Origin of the sequence: Erwinia sp. (genome assembly GCF_049696395.1) — a bacterium.
In the GTDB taxonomy this organism is placed as follows: Bacteria; Pseudomonadota; Gammaproteobacteria; order Enterobacterales; family Enterobacteriaceae; genus Erwinia.
Genome location: NZ_JBAVTT010000071.1, coordinates 11867 through 29661 on the forward strand (window position 1 = coordinate 11867; position 17795 = coordinate 29661).

General features: G+C 53.9%; 17 protein-coding genes, 1 pseudogene and 1 riboswitch. Of the genes and pseudogenes, 5 read left to right on the forward strand and 13 right to left on the reverse strand.

Features of this window, described 5'->3' with window-relative positions; all coding sequences use genetic code 11:
- Positions 1 to 25: 25 nt before the first annotated feature.
- The 5 genes and pseudogenes from phnD to WCC56_RS09800 all read left to right on the forward strand — a co-directional run bounded on the left by phnD (position 26) and on the right by WCC56_RS09800 (position 4409).
- Positions 26 to 952 (forward strand): phosphonate ABC transporter substrate-binding protein, encoded by a 927-nt coding sequence (gene phnD, locus WCC56_RS09780; RefSeq protein ID WP_424692182.1) that lies wholly within the window; start codon positions 26 to 28, stop codon positions 950 to 952.
- A 66-nt stretch (positions 953 to 1018) separates the two neighbouring features.
- Complete coding sequence (gene phnE / locus WCC56_RS09785; RefSeq protein ID WP_424692183.1) at positions 1019 to 1888, forward strand: phosphonate ABC transporter, permease protein PhnE; 870 nt, start codon at positions 1019 to 1021, stop codon at positions 1886 to 1888.
- Positions 1885 to 2766 carry a phosphonate ABC transporter, permease protein PhnE gene (gene phnE / locus WCC56_RS09790; RefSeq protein ID WP_424692184.1) on the forward strand — a complete coding sequence of 294 codons (882 nt, stop codon included), beginning with the start codon at positions 1885 to 1887 and terminating at the stop codon, positions 2764 to 2766. The genes phnE (WCC56_RS09785) and phnE (WCC56_RS09790) overlap by 4 nt, the downstream gene beginning before the upstream one ends.
- Before the next feature lie 384 nt (positions 2767 to 3150).
- Positions 3151 to 3669, forward strand: a pseudogene (locus WCC56_RS09795) (DUF2778 domain-containing protein).
- A 248-nt stretch (positions 3670 to 3917) separates the two neighbouring features.
- On the forward strand, positions 3918 to 4409 hold the full coding sequence (locus WCC56_RS09800) for an Hcp family type VI secretion system effector (protein WP_424692185.1): 492 nt from the start codon (positions 3918 to 3920) through the stop codon (positions 4407 to 4409).
- A 355-nt stretch (positions 4410 to 4764) separates the two neighbouring features.
- Here the strand turns inward: WCC56_RS09800 and WCC56_RS09805 are convergent, their stop codons facing one another.
- The 13 genes from WCC56_RS09805 to WCC56_RS09865 form a co-directional block, all read right to left on the reverse strand.
- Positions 4765 to 5586 carry a glycosyltransferase family 8 protein gene (locus WCC56_RS09805; protein ID WP_424692186.1) on the reverse strand — a complete coding sequence of 274 codons (822 nt, stop codon included), beginning with the start codon at positions 5584 to 5586 and terminating at the stop codon, positions 4765 to 4767.
- 17 nt (positions 5587 to 5603) lie between these two features.
- Positions 5604 to 6983: a D-arabinono-1,4-lactone oxidase gene (locus tag WCC56_RS09810; RefSeq protein ID WP_424692187.1), complete on the reverse strand. Its 1380-nt coding sequence runs from the start codon at positions 6981 to 6983 to the stop codon at positions 5604 to 5606.
- A gap of 169 nt (positions 6984 to 7152) precedes the next feature.
- A complete protein-coding gene (locus tag WCC56_RS09815; RefSeq protein ID WP_424692188.1) occupies positions 7153 to 7788 on the reverse strand; it encodes a TetR family transcriptional regulator in 636 nt (211 codons plus the stop codon).
- A gap of 93 nt (positions 7789 to 7881) precedes the next feature.
- Positions 7882 to 8643: a hypothetical protein gene (locus tag WCC56_RS09820; RefSeq protein WP_424692189.1), complete on the reverse strand. Its 762-nt coding sequence runs from the start codon at positions 8641 to 8643 to the stop codon at positions 7882 to 7884.
- Between the two features lie 200 nt (positions 8644 to 8843).
- A complete protein-coding gene (locus tag WCC56_RS09825) occupies positions 8844 to 9779 on the reverse strand; it encodes an ABC transporter substrate-binding protein (RefSeq protein ID WP_424692190.1) in 936 nt (311 codons plus the stop codon).
- A gap of 22 nt (positions 9780 to 9801) precedes the next feature.
- Positions 9802 to 10572: an ABC transporter permease gene (locus tag WCC56_RS09830; protein WP_424692191.1), complete on the reverse strand. Its 771-nt coding sequence runs from the start codon at positions 10570 to 10572 to the stop codon at positions 9802 to 9804.
- The gene (locus WCC56_RS09835) at positions 10569 to 11324 is read right to left on the reverse strand and encodes an ABC transporter ATP-binding protein (protein ID WP_424692192.1); all 756 of its coding nucleotides are present in this window, start codon (positions 11322 to 11324) and stop codon (positions 10569 to 10571) included. The genes WCC56_RS09830 and WCC56_RS09835 overlap by 4 nt, the downstream gene beginning before the upstream one ends.
- The gene (tenA, locus tag WCC56_RS09840) at positions 11321 to 12016 is read right to left on the reverse strand and encodes a thiaminase II (protein ID WP_424692193.1); all 696 of its coding nucleotides are present in this window, start codon (positions 12014 to 12016) and stop codon (positions 11321 to 11323) included. The genes WCC56_RS09835 and tenA overlap by 4 nt, the downstream gene beginning before the upstream one ends.
- A gap of 75 nt (positions 12017 to 12091) precedes the next feature.
- Positions 12092 to 12196, reverse strand: a riboswitch (TPP riboswitch).
- Positions 12197 to 12314: 118 nt separating this feature from the next.
- Entirely contained in the window at positions 12315 to 13595 is a 1281-nt protein-coding gene (locus WCC56_RS09845) for an OprD family outer membrane porin (protein ID WP_424692194.1), read from the reverse strand.
- Between the two features lie 148 nt (positions 13596 to 13743).
- On the reverse strand, positions 13744 to 15144 hold the full coding sequence (locus WCC56_RS09850; RefSeq protein WP_424692195.1) for an FAD-binding oxidoreductase: 1401 nt from the start codon (positions 15142 to 15144) through the stop codon (positions 13744 to 13746).
- 21 nt (positions 15145 to 15165) lie between these two features.
- Entirely contained in the window at positions 15166 to 15981 is an 816-nt protein-coding gene (locus WCC56_RS09855; protein ID WP_424692196.1) for an ABC transporter permease, read from the reverse strand.
- 4 nt (positions 15982 to 15985) lie between these two features.
- The gene (locus tag WCC56_RS09860) at positions 15986 to 16813 is read right to left on the reverse strand and encodes an ABC transporter ATP-binding protein (protein WP_424692197.1); all 828 of its coding nucleotides are present in this window, start codon (positions 16811 to 16813) and stop codon (positions 15986 to 15988) included.
- Positions 16810 to 17793: an ABC transporter substrate-binding protein gene (locus tag WCC56_RS09865; RefSeq protein ID WP_424692211.1), complete on the reverse strand. Its 984-nt coding sequence runs from the start codon at positions 17791 to 17793 to the stop codon at positions 16810 to 16812. The genes WCC56_RS09860 and WCC56_RS09865 overlap by 4 nt, the downstream gene beginning before the upstream one ends.
- Between the last annotated feature and the right edge of the window lie 2 nt (positions 17794 to 17795).

Below are 17795 nucleotides of genomic sequence, written 5' to 3' on the forward strand. Positions count from 1 at the left end.
CCTTTTTTGGGATACGGACTCAGCAATGAAAAAATTATTTTTATCGGCAGTACTGGCCAGCGTAGTGGCTTCTGGCGTTGCTCAGGCTGCCACGCCAAAGGAACTGAACTTAGGCATTTTGGGTGGTCAGAACGCCACGCAGCAGATTGGTGATAACCAGTGCGTGAAGGATTTCTTTGATAAAGAGCTGGGTACCGATACCAAACTGCGCAACTCTTCAGACTACTCTGGCGTGATCCAGGGCTTGCTGGGCGGCAAAGTGGATATGGTACTGAGCATGTCACCTTCTTCTTACGCTTCCGTTTACATCAATGACCCGAAAGCGGTTGATGTTGTCGGTATCGCAGCGGATGACACGGACAAGTCAACGGGTTACCACTCAGTGGTGATCGTGAAGGCAGACAGCCCTTACAAGAAGCTGTCCGACCTGAAAGGCAAATCTTTTGGTATGGCTGACCCGGATTCCACATCTGGCTTCCTGATCCCGAACCAGGCGTTCAAGAAAGAGTTTGGTGGCACCGTTGATGATAAGTATAAAGGCTTCTTCTCCAGCGTGACTTTCTCCGGCGGCCATGAGCAGGACGTGTTAGGCGTGCTGAACGGTCAGTTTGAAGGGGCGGTGACCTGGGCTTCGATGATTGGTGATTACAACACCGGTTACACCAGCGGCGCATTCACCCGTATGATCCGCATGGATCACCCGGACCTGATGAAGCAGATCCGCATTATCTGGGAATCACCGTTAATTCCTAATGGCCCAATCCTGGTGAGCAACAAGCTGGACCCGGATTTCAAGGCGAAGCTGATTACCGCGATCAAGAAGCTGGATACCAGTAACCACAGCTGCTTTATCAAGGCGATGGGCGGCACGCAGCACATTGCTCCGGCTACCGTAGCTGACTACAAGAACATCATCGAGATGAAACGCGAGCTGACTAAGGGCGCGCGTTAAGGTGTAACAGCTGGCGGCTTCCTGCTGTTGGGCCGGGAGCCGCTACAAGAGATATCCGGTTAACGTATGCAAAACACTGAGTTCGAGCGTTATTATCAGCAGATCCGTGGCAGGCAAAAACGCGATACGGTGCTCTGGTCCCTGGTTCTGTTGGCGCTTTATCTGGCTTCCGGCAACATTTCTGAATTCAGCCTGACCACCGTCTGGTCTTCTCTTCCGCATTTCTTCGATTATCTGGCCGAAACCGTCCCCGTCCTGCACTGGAAATTGCTGTTTGCCGATGGGCACACCGAAGGCTCACTGGCTTACTGGGGCTATCGTCTGCACATTCAGCTGCCGTTGATCTGGGAAACGTTAAATCTGGCATTAGCCGCAACCCTTCTGTCGGTGATTGTGGCGGTAATACTGGCTTTTCTGGCGGCCGATAATACGCAGTCTCCCGTTGCGGTGCGTTATGGCATCCGTACTGCGGTAGCCTTTTTACGCACCATGCCGGAGCTGGCGTGGGCGGTGATGTTTGTGATGGCGTTCGGTATTGGGGTGATCCCCGGCTTTATGGCGTTGGCGCTGCACACGATTGGCAGTCTGACCAAGCTGTTTTATGAAGCGATTGAAAGTGCCTCGGACAAGCCTGGACGCGGTCTGGCTTCCTGTGGCGCAGGGCCGCTGCAGAGGATGCGTTTCGCTCTGTGGCCGCAGGTGAAGCCGGTCTTTCTGTCTTACAGCTTTATGCGTCTTGAAGTGAATTTCCGTCAGTCGACCATTCTGGGTCTGGTAGGGGCAGGCGGGATAGGTCAGGAGCTGATGACCAATATTAAGCTGGATCGTTACGATCAGGTGAGCATGACCCTGCTGTTGATTATTGTGGTGGTGTCATTGCTGGATACGCTGTCCGGGCGGTTACGGAGTTGGGTCGTAGAGGGGAAAGCCGCATGATCGCATTAGCCGGATCAGAGACATTGCACAGCCTGAAGGCGCAACACAGCGAGCTGTTTGCCGTTCAGCGGCGTTATTTACGCAAAATAGGGATTCTGGCGGCGCTGATCCTCGCTTATTACGTTTTCTTTTTTAATATGTTCGGCATTACCTGGGCGCAGTTGGCAACAGGATCGACGCAGATCACGCGGTATTTTCTGCGGATGTTTGTCTGGCATGACGTGGCTAACTGGCCGTTTGCCTATTATTTCAACCAGATTTTTATCACGCTGGCGATCGTGTTTGCCGGAACGATCACCGCCACGCTGGTGGCTTTACCGGTGTCGTTCCTTGCGGCGAGAAATGTTATGTCATCAAAGCCGTTGCGGCCAGTGGCGCTGGTGGTCAGGCGGTTGTTGGATATTATGCGCGGCATTGATATGGCGATTTGGGGTTTGATTTTTGTAAGAGCCGTAGGGATGGGGCCGCTGGCAGGGGTGCTGGCGATAGTGATGCAGGACGTAGGCTTGTTGGGCAAGCTGTATGCGGAAGGGCATGAAGCGGTGGAGCGCTCCCCGAGCAGAGGGCTGAATGCAGTGGGAGCCAACGCGTTGCAGAAGCACCGTTACGGTATTTTCACCCAATCCTTCCCGGCATTTCTGGCGCTGAGTTTGTATCAGATAGAGTCAAATACGCGGTCGGCAGCGGTATTAGGTTTTGTAGGAGCAGGCGGCGTGGGGCTGGTGTATGCCGAAAATATGCGGTTATGGAACTGGGATGTAGTGATGTTTATCACCCTGATTCTGGTGGTGATTGTGATGACGATGGATTACGTCTCTGCGAAGTTGCGGAAGCGGTATATCACCGGCAAGGCTATTCCGTTGTTTGGGCAAGAATAGAGAGGTCAAAACCGGCTGCGGAGGTATGGCGTCAGCATAGCGCTCGTTATCCGAGACGCCGTGAATATGTCCCTATAGGCTTAGCTGCAGCATCCCTGCTGCAGATACTCGGCTAACGAGCGCTATGCTGCCACCCGGAAGCTTCGGTGATGTCGGTTGGCTTGGTGGACGCACAGGTCAAAATCCTCACAACATCCCTGCTGTATACACTTGTCTAATGAGCGCTATGCGGGCACCCTGGTTGGACAGAGCTTGGCTTGCTTCAAGCTGGATTGGTCTCATTCGCTACAGACAGGGTCTTTATTTTAAGTCAAATTTTACCTGCTGACTTTATTTTAAGCTGGTACTATCACCCAAAGTAACCACATGGACTGGAGGGTGACTATGGCTTTGCAAGGGAAATTGTTTCTGAATGGCGCTGATTACGCGCCATTTAATCTCTAAGGTGTGGGCGTTTTTATGGCCTTTTCAGGTCAGGGGGCTTACAGAAATAAAGGGGGATGTGCAGCCATTTCCAACAATGGCCCAATACCGCCGGGGAAGTATTGGATTGTTGATCGTGGCAGCGGTGGTCTGTTTTCATGGGCAAAGGCTCAATCTCAGGACTTATTTAATCGACTTTTTGACGACGCTCAATTCGGCCGCAATGAATGGTTTGCCCTCTATAAAGATGACCTGGGCATTGATGACGGTACGTGGATTGACGGCGTTCATCGTGGAATGTTCAGGCTTCACCCAGGACGTCTCTCAGAAGGGTGTATTACGGTACCCCATAACTCTGATTATGCCGTTATCCGCAATGCGCTGATGAACACCTCTTTGATACAAGTCCCTTGTATGCGTTCCTTAATGGCGCGGGGGTGGATTGAGGTGGTAGCCAATGGCTCGAACACTTGTCCGTAGATTTATCAAAGTCATTTTCTATTTAATTCTGATGGTGGTTATTGGCCGGACTTTAGGTCCCTCTGAAATATGGCTGGACCGCGCCTGGGCTTTGAGGTTAGGCATTGCACTCTATGGGCCTGGCGAGGTTGGAGCCGATAATTTTTATGACCTTTATTTTTATATTGATGTTCTTTCCAATTTGATAATAACCACACCTATTTATCTCATAACAATGAAGTTAATCAGCAGAGTAAGGAGCAGGTAAAATGCCAATCCCACCTTATATGTGGCTCAAAGACGATGTTGGCGCGGATATAAAAGGGGCTGTAGACATTAAAGATCGCGAAGGAAGCATTGAGATTAATGGTTTAGGTCATGGTGTTAACCTGCCTGTAGACAGCGCCAACGGGAAAATCACTGGCACACGTCAGCATTCATCGATGATGATTGAAAAGGATGTTGATAGTTCGACGCCATATCTCTACAAAGCCGCTACAACTGGCCAGACGTTGAAAAGCGCAGAGATTTGCTTTTATCGCATAAACGATGCAGGACAGGAAGTTTGCTACTACACCGTAATGATGGAAAATGTAAAAATCACTGGCGTTAACTGCGGTGTACCCAATGTGAAGTTAGCCGGAAACGATAAAATGAATCACACAGAGAGCGTAAGCTTACAGTATGAAAAAATCACCTGGCGCATTATTGATGGGAATATCCAGTTTACTGACGGCTGGAACGAACGCGCGACTGGATAATGCAGCACACATGCGGACTGATCAATGAAGCGCAGAACATCACCTGGATTTTGAATTGTGTAGCCACAATCATCTGCTCAACTTTGAAGCTAAAGGGAAGGGAGAGAGAGTTGATAAGCGAAGCATCTGCGGCATGGACGCCGCAGCTGAGCCTCCAGGATGGATTCACGGCGTCTTCGTGTTCAACTCTCTCTCCCTGACCAGCCATCAGAGCACAAAGACCACTTACCAGATCCTAGCGAAAAGCGACCTGACTTTGACCCCAGGCCGCTAAGACGACTTGAAATATCCCAGTAAAAACCGCCCCAACTTTGCCATCAAACCCTTTAGACGAGTGATTCCCTCCAGTCCCGACTCAGGATTTGGCGATATCCCACCACATCTTGTTCAGGACATAGTTGCGGTCGTTCTTGTCCAGCGCCTTCTCCCACGGTTTGTCGATGATGTAGTGAATATTCTTCACTTCATCAAGGTCCCACATCGCCGCGTGCTGGAACGGCAGGGTTTTTAAGGCGTTGTAAATGTAGGGCAACGGCTTCCAGCGTTCGTGGAAATAGTCATTCAGGAAGTCCTGCTCGGCAAACAGATAACGCGAGAGATCGTCCAGCTCCGCCAGCTGATGCAGCATGTCTTCGAATATCTCCTGATCCGGTCGCAGAACCAGGAAACCGCCGTTCAGATAGTTATCCACTTCTTCCAGCTCTTCAGTGTGCTCAACGCCACGGCAGAAACTGTAGAAGCAGTTCTCTGGTCGCCAGCTTTTTGGATAGCTTGGGATCTTGTTGGGATTACAGCGGCAGGCGTGGCAGGCGGCGATCTCGTCCTCTGCCAGGGGCAGGTCAAACAGCTCGTCCATATTCTGCGTCACCAGCATGTCCGCATCCAGAAACACGATGCGCTCAAACTCGGTCAGCTGCCACACGGCCAGCTTGGTCCACACCTCGGAAAACCGGGCGTTGGCATAATTATTCTGCAAGCTGCTGTTGGGGCTTATCGGCTGCACGTCACGCAGCAAGCAACCCGCGGCTTCCAGCGTCTGACGTGCCTGGGCATCAATATTTTCCGTTACCATCACCACCAGCGGATACGCGCTGCCAGCTTTTACTAACGACTTCTGCAAGGCCTCAACGCCGACCAGATAGCCTGGCTGCGTCAATAGGGTAGTCCATGCCTTCATTGGCTTCTCCTGGATAATCAGTCAAACAATGCGGCGGTAAACGCATTATCAAATTTGTGGCGGGGATCCAGCGCTTCACGCACTTCTTCAAAATCGGCCCAGTGCGGATACAGCGCTGCCCAGTCGTATAACGGCGCTTCAAAGTATTTGCCCCAGTGCGGCCTGCCACCTTCGGCTGCCAGCACTTCTTCTACGGCTCGCAGGAAATTCACCCCTTCTTCAGACAGTGAACCGTCTTCGGCGTAGTACACCACAAAGCCAAAGAAGCAGGTGTCCTGCCCGTAAGAGGGGCTCAGCCAGGAAGAAGAGGGGCCGGTGCAGCGCAGGATAATCGGGTAATGCATATGGGGCTGCGTTTCGGCATGCCAGGCTTTAATCTTGCTTATCACCTCGCCAGTTTTGGCCAGCGGGATCCCGATCTCCACGTTAATCTGCGGCGTAGCAATGCCACGGCAGAAGACCTGATATACATCGCCAGTCACGTCTGAGAAATCTTTAAAGCGCGTCACAGTGCGGAACGGTTTGCCGTTCTCATCAACGATTTTGGTGTCGCTGCGCATGTGCTCCAGCGTCTGATCGATCGTCTGGTTCATCGCATCACTGGTCTCTTCCTGCTTGACCAGATCTTCGTTGTTATCGCGATAAAGCGCGATCTCTTCCTCGTTCGCTTCCCTGGCTGCCCAGACGTGAACCTGGTTTTCGTTCGGGAACCACCAGGCTTTGCTCAGCGCATAGTTCTGGTTCCAGTCGAGCAGATCCTGCTCCAGCGTATCGGCCGTCACGGCATTTTTAAAACAGGTATAGACCAGCGATGGCTGGGTTCTAAGCGTGACCTGCGTCAGCACGCCTAACGATCCCAGTCCCAGCTGTACGGCTGGAAACCATTTATGGTCGCGATCGTATTCGGCTATGCTGCCATCGGCCAGCACCAGACGAAGGCTCAGGGCTTCATCGGCAATCGAACTTTGCTGTAATCCCTGGCCATGCGTGCCGGTTGATAATGCCCCGGCCAGTGATTGTGAAGCAATCACGCCTGGTGAAGCAGGCAACATCCGGCCAATCCCGGAAAGGATCTCGTAAACCTCGTGCAACGGCGTGCCACCCGCAAATGTCGCACTGTCGTCAGTAAGGGCAATCAGCCCGCGCAATTGGCTCAGGTCTACCAGCGTATCGCCTTTTTCAACCAGCTCCAGCATCCGGCCTGGGGACATTTTGCTGCCCATCACGCGGATCTTGCCCTGGCTTGCGGCCACCAGCGTTTGCAACTCGGCCTCTGAGCCTGGCGCGCACACCGCGCTTTTCTCGCCGAGCGTGGCGTTTTGTGCCCAGTTCCACACTTTGCCATCGGCGGCTGGATGGGGTTTGCGAAGGGGATATCCGCGATTTTCGCTCGTCATCGACAACTCCTGGTTTAAGGACAATAACTGATCGGTAAGGGGGAAAAGCGCAGGATTGAGCTTTTAAGACGCCGTACACTACCGATAAGCATAGCTGAAAAGCCCCAGAACGACAGGTTCTGAGGCATGAAAAATTGTACAGGTTATTTTATGTTGTACAGATTAGAGATCAGACCGGGCGCAAATAGCGCAGCGTGGCATCCACCACCAGCTGACGATTACGGGAGATACTCTGTTGCTCGCTCTCGCCGCCGCCAAACAACGTATTGAAGGTATAGCGGTTCGACACGTTGTGGGTACAGATGCTGCTGATCAGGCGGTGAACGTCGACAGTGTCGGCTTTGTTGTCAAACACGCCAGCGGTTTTACCCCGCTTAAGGATCCCATCAAGTACGTCAAGCGCACTCTGATTGAGTTCTTTGATTCTGGAAGACTGGCTGATATAACGCCCGCGCATCAGATTTTCGGTGCAGACTAACCGCATAAAGTCCGGGTGGGTGATGTGATAATCAAAGCTGGCTTCAGCCAGGCGCGCCATGGCAATCACCGGCGGCATCTCAGCCAGACTCAGGCCGGTTTCATGCTGGCGAATTTCCTGATACACCTGCTCAAGCACTTCCACATACAGGTTCTCTTTATTGCTGAAGTGATACACCACCATACGTTTGGTGGTCTGAGCATGTTCAGCAATCTGTTCCATGCGGGCGCCCTGAAGGCCGAATTCGGCAAAAGTGGCAAGCGCACCGGCGAGGATGCGTTTCTTCAACCCTTCCGGGTCGTTTTTTCTTTTAGCTGTGGCTGACATAGCAACTCATTAAATCCGTAGTCTGTAAGGGAACCCTGACAGGGTTTACTCCCCTATATTACCACAGAAAGGGTGAGGGCTCGGCCTGGCGGGTCAGAAGTAAGGGTGGGTGCCGTCTATCACGCTGTTATAATGGCTTTTGATTTTTTCGTTCAGCTGGGCCTCATTCGGCAGTTCGCGCCCGCGCAGCACGGCTTCGGTGGTGAAGCAAAAAATCAAAATGCCGCGGCTGCAAAGGTTGGCGGCCTCGGTGTAACTTTCCAGCGTCTGAAAGTACTCATCGCTACCTTTGGCTTTTTCCTGGCTGGCGAGCATCACTGAAACCAACATCCTGTAGACGTCTATGGCTTCACCGAGAACCGGAATTTTACCGATGGAAAAGGCCAGGATCTTGCTGACTCTGGTGAACAGCAGCTTGCGGTTTGGTAAAGCGAACAGCTCTTCCAGCGTCTCCAGCCACAGGTTAAAGGTGGCGGCAAACAGGTCATTCTGTACCATCTGCAGGCTGGCATGTTGCCAGGAAAACGACGCCGCCATCAACGCAAAATCACGCTGATAGCGGAGGAAAGCCTGCTCGTTGTCATCCTCCGCCAGGGTCAGCGCATTGCTGGCAAGCTCAAAGTTTTGCAGCTCTTGCTGGCCGTCTGCTTCATGCCAGTCAATCAGTCTGACCTTTCGCAGTTGCAGGGTTTTCAGCGTTTCCAAATCATGAAACGTCGCCATGGCGATCTCGCTGGCTAACAGGGCTTTGTTGATCGTTTGAATGACCACTGGCGACTCCACCACAGAGCGCTCAGCCAGTAATTCGTTGCGGCGATTAAGATAAGCAGCGGCAGGACTGAGGAAGTTGCTCATGGAGTTTACCCGGCGTAGGAGGGGGGACAGGCATCAGAGAACCTGTACAGTAGGTTCCAGTATGGCATAACTTTTGAGGAAGAAAGCCAGGGGAGGAAGCTTTTCAGGATAATGCCAGATAGCTTAGCGTAATCAGCAGCTTGAAATGGCCTGGTTCTCCGATTCGCCCACCAGCGCTGGCGGGCGGGCCTGACGATTTCTTAACGAATTTCCAGCGCGTAATCGTTAACTGGTGTTATTTTTTGAATCAGCTTGTGGTCAAAAAGAAAGCGCTCATAAGCCTCGTAACGAGCCGTATCCAGATGCGCCGGCTCGCGGGCAAACATCGGCAGGGTTTTCATCCAGGCCTCTTTATTTAGCGGGGTATTCAGGTCCGGGTGGGCGCTGGCAAACTTCTCCCAGCTTTCCTGCGGATGGGCATGCAGGTAGTCGCTGCCTTTTTTCAGCGCAATAAGAAATTTTTTGATTTTAGGCTCGTTAACCTCAGCGCGGTTAGCGACGATAATCAGCTCGTCATAGGCCGGCACGCCGTAGTCTTCCACGTTGAACACCTGCGGATCTTTGCCGAGCAGTTTCAGCTCCAGCGCCTCGATATTACGATAGCCGCCAATCACCGCATCCACCTGGCCTGCCATCAGTGCGCTGTTCAGCTGGAAATTGACGTTGACCATTTTTACCTGATCAAGACTGACCTTCTCGTGATTCAGCAGGGTGCCAAGGGTTGCTTGCTCAATACCGCTGACCGAATAGCCAATCTTTTTGCCTTTCAACCCGGCCGGAGAAGTGATGTTTTTGTCCAACGTGATCACCGTATTCAGCGGGGAATTAATCAGCGTGCCCACGCGCATCAGCGGTAAGCCCCGATCGGCGAAAAAATGCAGCTGCGGCTGGTAAGTGATCGCCAGATCGGCCTGTTTCGCCGCGACCAATCTTGGCGGTAAAGCCGGATCGGAAGGCGCAATGATTTTTACATCAAGTCCCTGTTCTTTAAAGGCCCCGATTTGCTCAGCGACCATAATCGGCGCGTGATCGGGGTTGATATACCAGTCCAGCACCAGCGTCAGTTTTTCATCAGCGCTGGCCGTGTTGGCGAATGCAGCCGTCAGCAGCAGTCCACAGAGGATCTTCTTGAACATGTTGTTCCCTTGAATTAAGTGATTAGTGGTCAGTATCAGCCGACCAGGTGATCAGGTGGCGCAGCGCACCGTCTACCGCCAGCCACAGCAAAATGGTCATCAGCACCAGAATGAAAAGTGCCGCAAAGCAGACGTCGGTTTGCATCCGTGCATTGGCGTTCAGCATCACATAGCCAAGACCTTCTCCGGCGCCAACCCACTCGCCAATGATTGCGCCAATCGGTGCCACCGCAGCGGCCATCCTCAGCCCGGAGCCAAAAGAAGGCAGCGCTGCCATCAGCCGCACATGCCTTAGCAATGCCCAGCGGGAAGCGCCCATCGTGCGGGCCAGGTCGAGAAAGTCGTTATTGACTCTGCGTAAGCCGTCGAAGAAAGCCGAGGTGACCGGAAAGAAGATCACCAGTACCGCCATCGCCACTTTGGCGCTCATACCAAAGCCAAACCACAGCACTAATAGCGGGGCCAGCGCAAAGACCGGAATGGCCTGGCTGGTCAGCACCAGCGGCATCAGCCACCGCTGTAAGCGGGGAGAAAACATCATGCACAGCGCGAGAAGCGCCCCCAGTAACACGCCCGTAATCAGCCCGATAGCAATTTCCGCCGCCGTCACCAGCGTATGTGCAGCCAGATAAGCCCGGCCATTCCACAGCGCCCTGGCAACGGATTGGGGAGTGGGAAGCAGGAAGTCGGGAACACCGCTCTGGCCGATCGTCCACCAGAAGACAATCAGGCCGGTGAAGACAGCTACTCCGCGCAGCCAGCGGGAGAAGGCAGACTCTTTTAGGGTCATCATCCTGCCGCCCTGAGCAGCTGTCGCATGAGTTCGCCCTGGCTTTGCAGCAGATGCCGATCGTCCGGCGCGCGTGGCGGGGATCCGGCAATCTGATGGGAATCATCGATTGCGGCGGGAGAAGCAGAAAGCACCAACAGTTGATGGCTGAGGCGGCAGGCTTCCATTGGATCGTGGGTAATCAGCAGAACCGTATGCCCGGTCAGCAACTCAGAAGCTAAGGTCTGAATGCTGGTGCGGGTGAGGGCATCAAGAGCCGAGAAGGGTTCATCCATCAGCACAATCGGCTGACGTTGATACAGCGTGCGGGCCAGAGCCACACGCTGTCGCATGCCTCCTGAAAGTGCCGCTGGCAGACTGTTGCCATATCCCGATAACCCCACGCGCTGAGTCAGCTCTTCGGCCCATTCCTTCTCTGGCTTCAGGCCTCGCATGCGGGAAGCGAGGGTAATATTCTCGCTGACGGTCAGCCACGGATAGAGCAGATCCTTTTGTCCCATATAGGCTACACGCCCCTGAATCGGCAGCCCATCACTGCCGATTACCTTGCCCGAAGTCGGTTGAGCCAGCCCGGCAACGATCTTCAGCAGGCTGGTTTTCCCCACGCCGCTGGTCCCGAGCAGCGCGGCAAACTGTCCGCCAGCGATATCCAGATTGAGCCGCTCGAATACCGTGCGGGAGCCATAGCGCAGCGTCAGATTACGTACCTGAATGCCAGGGGGAATAACGCCTTGTGCAATGTCATGACTGTTCATGAGGCGTTGCTCAAACTGGCGTTCAGCCCCATCTGCCAGAAGGCGCTTTCAAGACGGGTGGCGGTGGTGAATATCTGGGAAAGCTCGGGCAAACGGCTCTGTGCGCCGCGCTGAACACCAACCGTTTCCAGCAGTTCGATAGCCTTCTGCACGCTGGCCAGATAGGCTTCGTCGCCATAATTGGCTATCCACGAGCTGTAAGGATTGCCTTCCCGGACGGTGGCAGGATTGTGTAGCAAGCCCAGGCCAATTTCGGCATAGCCCGCCACGCAGGGAAGCAGCGCCGCAAGCAGATCCAGCGCATCGCCGGACTGGCCGATATCCAGCACATAGCGGGTGTAATTGAGGGTTTCTGGCGCTTCCTGCTCGTTGACCATCTGGCTTTCACTGATCCCCCAGCGGGTGCAGTAGCCAACATGCAGCGGCAATTCGGCAATGATGGCATTCAACGAGGCGGTTGCGGCACGCATTTCTGGCAGCGTACGGAACTTACTGACCAGCAGGGCGTAGGCGCGGGCGAAATGGATCAGGAACAGGTAGTCCTGAGTCAGATAGCGGCGAAAAGCACTTTCAGGAAGCGTTCCCTGTGCCAGCTGCTGAAGGAAAGGGTGGTGAACGTAATGCTGCCAGTCAGCACCGGCCTGCTGGCGAAGCTGGCCATAAAGACCACGGGAAAACAGAGTGTCAGACATGGGACCTCCAAAAGTCAGTGGAGATCCGGGCGTGCAGAAGCGTGCAGAGGTATGAACAGGCAATGACTGAGGCATAAGTGATTGCCAACCCGTCCCTTCGCTGGCATGACCCAGATCAGGTTCAAAGGGTCCGGCTTACTTCGCCATCTCAGCCCATACAGGACACCCCTCGGAGAGGCTTGTTATACGATATTTACTTTTTGATTACAATCGATGGCTGTCGGCAGGTTAGCTAGCCCAGACAAAAACGGCCTTCTTGACGAAAGCCGTTTTTTGCAGGAATTAAGCAGTTTTACGCTTAGAAATCATATTCTAACGCCAGACGGTTCTGCCAGAAGTTCTTGTCTGAGGTGGAGGTGGTCTGCACGCCGACAAAGTCAGTCAGGCTCAGCCCTTTCAGCACGCCGTCGAAGCTGTAAGTGCCGTAGATCAGGTATTCAGACTGGTTGCTGCTGGAAGCGCCCGCGCTGGCGGTCAAATCCATAAAGGAGTAACGGCTGCCGAGGGAAATGTTGTCATTGGCGGTCCAGTTCAGGTCGGTAGAGTAGGCGTTACCGCTCCCCAGATCCTGAGTACTGGTGAAGAACGGCTGCGCAAAGTACGGGCCAGAAGAGGTGTTGTGTGCATAAGGCGTGACCAGCGCGCCGTTGCCATAAGCATTCTCACTGGCGGCGATATGATCGTAGTTAAGCGACCATCTTAACGACGGGATAACGTTCATCGCGTACTGTGCGCCATAGCTGGTGCTGTTCACTTCGCCCGCCAGCGCTTCGCCCTGACTTAAGCCACGAATAAACTGCAAGCCGATTTTTGGCTGCATCGGGTTATCTGACCAGGAAAGGAAGCTGTCGGCGTACACCATCTTGGTGTAGTCGTCATATTCCTCATACCACAGCTGACCGGTCAGCTTTTTATCATCAAGCTTGAGGGCTCGTCCGCCCCCGATGCTCCACATGCCGCTGGTGCGGCCATCAGCCTCGGTGTAGGCGGTGGTGTCCAGGAACTGATCGTCGCCCCAGGGTTTGTAACGGGTGATTTTGGTGGCGTGCAGGAAGTTCTCGCTGTCGCCGTAGTTGGCATCAACCCCCCGGAACAGAATGGGCGTGATGCGCCAGTCGTAGTCGCCAATGAACGGGATATTGATACGCTGGTCACCGGCGGTGATGCGGAAGTCCTGATAGTGCCAGCTGAGGTAAGCTTCACCGACGCCCGTCTGGTTCGGCCCCAGTTCACCGACCAGATGGTCATCATTATGCGAAATACCGCGCTGTAAAATGCCACTAACGCCAAGGCTCAGACCGTAATATTCAGCCGTGGCATATTTCACGCTGCCACCGTAGCTGACGGTGTCCTGAGAATAACCCGGCGAGAAATAGGCATTATGGGTGGAATAATAAAGGCTGCGCAGGCTGCCATGAACGGAGCCGCAGGTAAACATCTCGGTCAGTGAATCGGCTACCCCGGCATCACAATCCGAAACGGCTGGCGTTGTTGCCGCCAGCGCATGGCCCATTAATAAAGCCTGGGAGACGACGAGTGCGCTCAACGTTAAGGCGAAGTTGACCTTCTTTGTGTTCATTAATAGCTTCCTGTCAAAAATTGAATGTGATCTGCCAGCAGCAATGTTGCCGATAATTTTATATTTATGGGTGTCCCGTCATGCATCCAGTGCCTGATTGAGGGCAGGCACTTTACATGCTTACGTCATTAACTTCATTGAATTGGGGTTATTTTCCCAGTAACAGCGGATCTTTTTCTAAGACCAGTCTGTCACGCACGTCCCAGCCCTGCAGCTTGCCAGGGTTAAGTAATCCGGCGGGATCCAGCGCATTTTTAACAGAAACCACCTCGGCTTTGATCTCCCCTTGTTTCCCTTCTTCAATAGTGAAGACATGCGGGTTGTTTATTTTTACATCATGATCACGAAATATCTGCATTATTTCGTTCAATCTTTCTTCGGTGGAATACCGAACTAATTGCAACCCGCTGGCGGTAATATTGCCGTCATTGTCCCGCAGGAATTCAATATGTGAAATAACCTCATCACCGAACACTTCCGCCATGGTAATAATTTGCTGGGGGTAGGTTGAATAATTAAACGCCGTTTGCAAGTAGGTGAGGGTATTGTCCACTTTCAGCGCATGCAGCGTGGTGTGATTCCAGCAATACTCCATCAGCGAGGCGTTGGCTTCACGCGCTTCATCAGCGCTCTGTCGCACGGCATTTTGGCCGTGATGCTTCTCTAAAAGACCGGCACACAGACCTTCGCTCTCCTCAGCGATAACACTGATTACCGCGTGCTGAGTCGCCTGATAATTGCCGTTCAAATGACTGAAATAACTCGGGATTGGCGCGGCGAACAGCGCAAGCTGACGCTTCACCAGGCCCGGCGAACGCGCAAAGGCATTGGCATAGTTCAGCGCATCGGTAAAGTCGTCAAACACATCCAGCCGTTCACTCCACTGATGAACCGGAGCCAGCGCCAGCTCAACTTCAAGCAGGATACCGTTACTGCCATAAGCATGATGCAGCAGCAATGCCTGAGGCGCGGGCACGGTCAGAATGCGTGGCTCCGCTTCCATGGTCATCACTTTCACGCTCAGCACGTTACCCGGCGCGCCAAGCGGGCCGTAATTGATCGAGCCAATTCCGCCAAATCCTCCGCCATAAAGCCCGCCAAGGGTCGCAAGACGGTAGGTTGACGGCATACAGCGCAGTTCCCAGCCTTCAGGGCGGGTCACGGTTTCAATCTCTGCCAGACGGATCCCAGCCTGAGCACGCACGGTGCCTTTGCCCAGTTCCACCACCTGATTGAACGCGGTCATATCAACCAGCACGCCACCTTGCAGCGGCACCAGTTGCCCGTAGTTGCCCGTCGCGCCGCCACGCAGAATCAACGGCAGGTTATGTTGCACGCAGGCCTTAACCAGCAGGCTCAGCTCTTCTTCATTGCGCGGACGGACTACCGCATCCGCCTGCTTGTTTTCCAGCTGCTGCTTCAGCACCGGGCTGAACCAGTGAAAATCGCGCGAGAGACGTTTGACCTTGGGTGCCTGAAGCGTCCACTCCAGATCGGGAAGTGCCAGCAGGATCTGCTCTACTGCACTTTTACGTTGTTCACTGTCCATACTCTTCCTGTCCTGATTAAGTTAGTGAGACTGCACGGCTTCACTTTCATGCCAGGCGCTGAGCGCACGGCGGGAAATCCACGACATCGCGCCGAACAGGGCGATACCGGTCAGCGAAATCAGCAGCAGGGCGGCAAACATCAGCGGAATATCCAGCTGATAACCGGCCTGTAATATCTGGTAAGCCAGACCGGTATTGTTACCGCCGGTGCCTGCTACAAACTCTGCTACCACCGCACCGATCAACGACAGTCCGCTGGAGATGCGCAGCGCGCCGAAGAAATAAGGCAGCGCAGAAGGAATGCGCAGGCGCACCAAAATTTGCAGGCGGCTGGCATGGCTAAGCTGGAAGTAGCTCAGCAACCCCGGCGAGACGCTGCGTAATCCCTGCGTGGTGTTGGAGATGATCGGGAATACCGCCATCAGCGTTGAGCAGACCACCAGCGAGAGCGTGGTGTCTTTCACCCAGATGATAATCAGCGGGGCGATCGCCACAATCGGTGTGACCTGCAGGAACACGATGTAAGGGAACAGCGCCGTTTCTACAAAGCGGTTCTGAACCAGCACAAAGGCCACCGCCGCGCCGATGATGATCGACAGCACAAACGAGATCAGGGTGATTTTCAGCGTGAACAGCAACGACATCATCAGTGAGCCGAAATTGGTCCACAGACTTTCCAGCATCACCACTGGCGAAGGCACCAGGAACTGCGGGATTTTGAAATAGCTCACCCAGCCCTGCCACAGTAAAATCACCACCACGGCAACCAGTGTTGGGTACAGGATTTTGCGAAACGTGGGGTTGCTGGCCCAGGGCGTCGATTTTTGAGTTTGCATAGGGTTATTCCTTTCCTGACTGGCTGGCATGCAGGAGGCTGTCCTGCAACCGCTTCGCATAAACAGAGAATGTCGGGCTGACGCGAAAGTCCTCGTTGCGCGGGAAAGGTTCGGTGATGGCAATATCCTCAACCACGCGACCTGGCCTGGCCGCCATCATGATCACCCGCTGCGACAGAAATACCGCTTCGTGAATGGAGTGGGTCACGAACACTACCGTCAAGCCCTGTTCACGCCACAAGCGCAGCAGGTCGCTGTCCAACTTGTTACGCGTGATCTCATCAAGCGCACCGAAAGGTTCGTCCATCAGCAGCAGTTTCGGTCGCGTGACCAGGCCGCGAGCGATGGAAACACGCATCTGCATCCCACCAGACAGTTCACGCGGCAGGACTTTGGCAAACTTGCCCAAACCAACCAGTTCCAGCGCTTCGCTTACCCGCGTATTGGCTTCCGCCCGTGGAACACCGGCCAGATCTAACGGCAGGCGAACGTTGTTGTGCACATTGCACCAGGGCATCAGCGTGGCTTCCTGGAACACAAACGAGACGGGTTCCTGGGCCTTTTCGCGACTGTCACGACGCCATAACATCAGCTTGCCGTCGGTCGGTTCGATCAGTCCGGCCACCATCTTCAGCAGCGTACTTTTCCCGCAGCCTGACGGGCCAAGCAGGGTGACAAATTCACCCTGATTGATGGTCAGATTGACCGGCAACAGCGCACGCGTGCCGTTGCTGTAAATCTTTTCTGCAGACAGCACCTCAATGGCTGGCTGCGGCGGGGCGCTGGTGGAGCGCACCTCGCGCATCACGGTCAGTTTGTGGGCTGAATTCATGGCATAACCTTCGCGTCTTTGATCATGTCGAGGGTATAAGTTTGCTCAAACGGCACTTTGTCGGCCTGGATCAGTTTGTTTTTCACCAACATATCCCAGGTCTCTTTCAGGCGAGGTTCGGTGATGATGCCAATGCCGCCGGTTTGGGCGTCGCCGCCGGTCACCAGCTGGTATTTCTTCATCTGAGCGATACCAAAGGCGATCTGATCGGCACCCATTTTTGGATTAGCTTTAACGATCAGCACATTACCGGCGGTAGGATCCTGCAGATACTCTTTCCAGCCTTGCATCGTGGCTTTAACGAAGGCGGCCACTGCTGTCGGATGGTTTTTCACGGTATCGGCCATACAAATGATCGAGTTGCCGTACGGAGGATAACCCCAGTCACTGAGCGGGTAGACGTAGAAAGGCTTGCCGCCTTTTTGCACCGAGAATGGCTCGGAGGTGACATACCCCTGCTGCACTAAATTGTTGTCTGCCAGGAAGGGCTGCACGCTGAAGGTGTAAGGGCGAATTTTGGCATTAGCCAGGCCCAGTTCGCTTTTGGCCCAAGGCCAGAACGAGGTATAGGCTTCGGTGGCGAGCAGGAAGGTTTTGTCCTTTAACTCTTCGCCTTTTGTGACCTTGTCATGGCTGATAAAGACCGTGGGTGAATGCTGGAATATGGTCGCTACCGTCATCGCATGGACGCCGGCTTCCCAGGTTTCCAACGCCTGACCGTTGTCGCCCAACGTACAGTCAGCCTGGCCTGCGGCCATCAGCTGCATAACGTTGACCTGTGGGCCGCCCATCTTGATGCTGACGTCCAGTCCGGCGTTTTTGTATAAGCCTTTGGCCTGCGCTTCATAGAAGCCGCCGTGTTCCGCCTGAGCATACCAGTTGGTCAGGAAGGTGAATTTTTCTTCCGCCAGGGTGGAGAAAGAGGTTCCAGCCAGCATCAGGGCAATCAGGGTATAGGTAGGTTTGCGCATGTTATTCATCA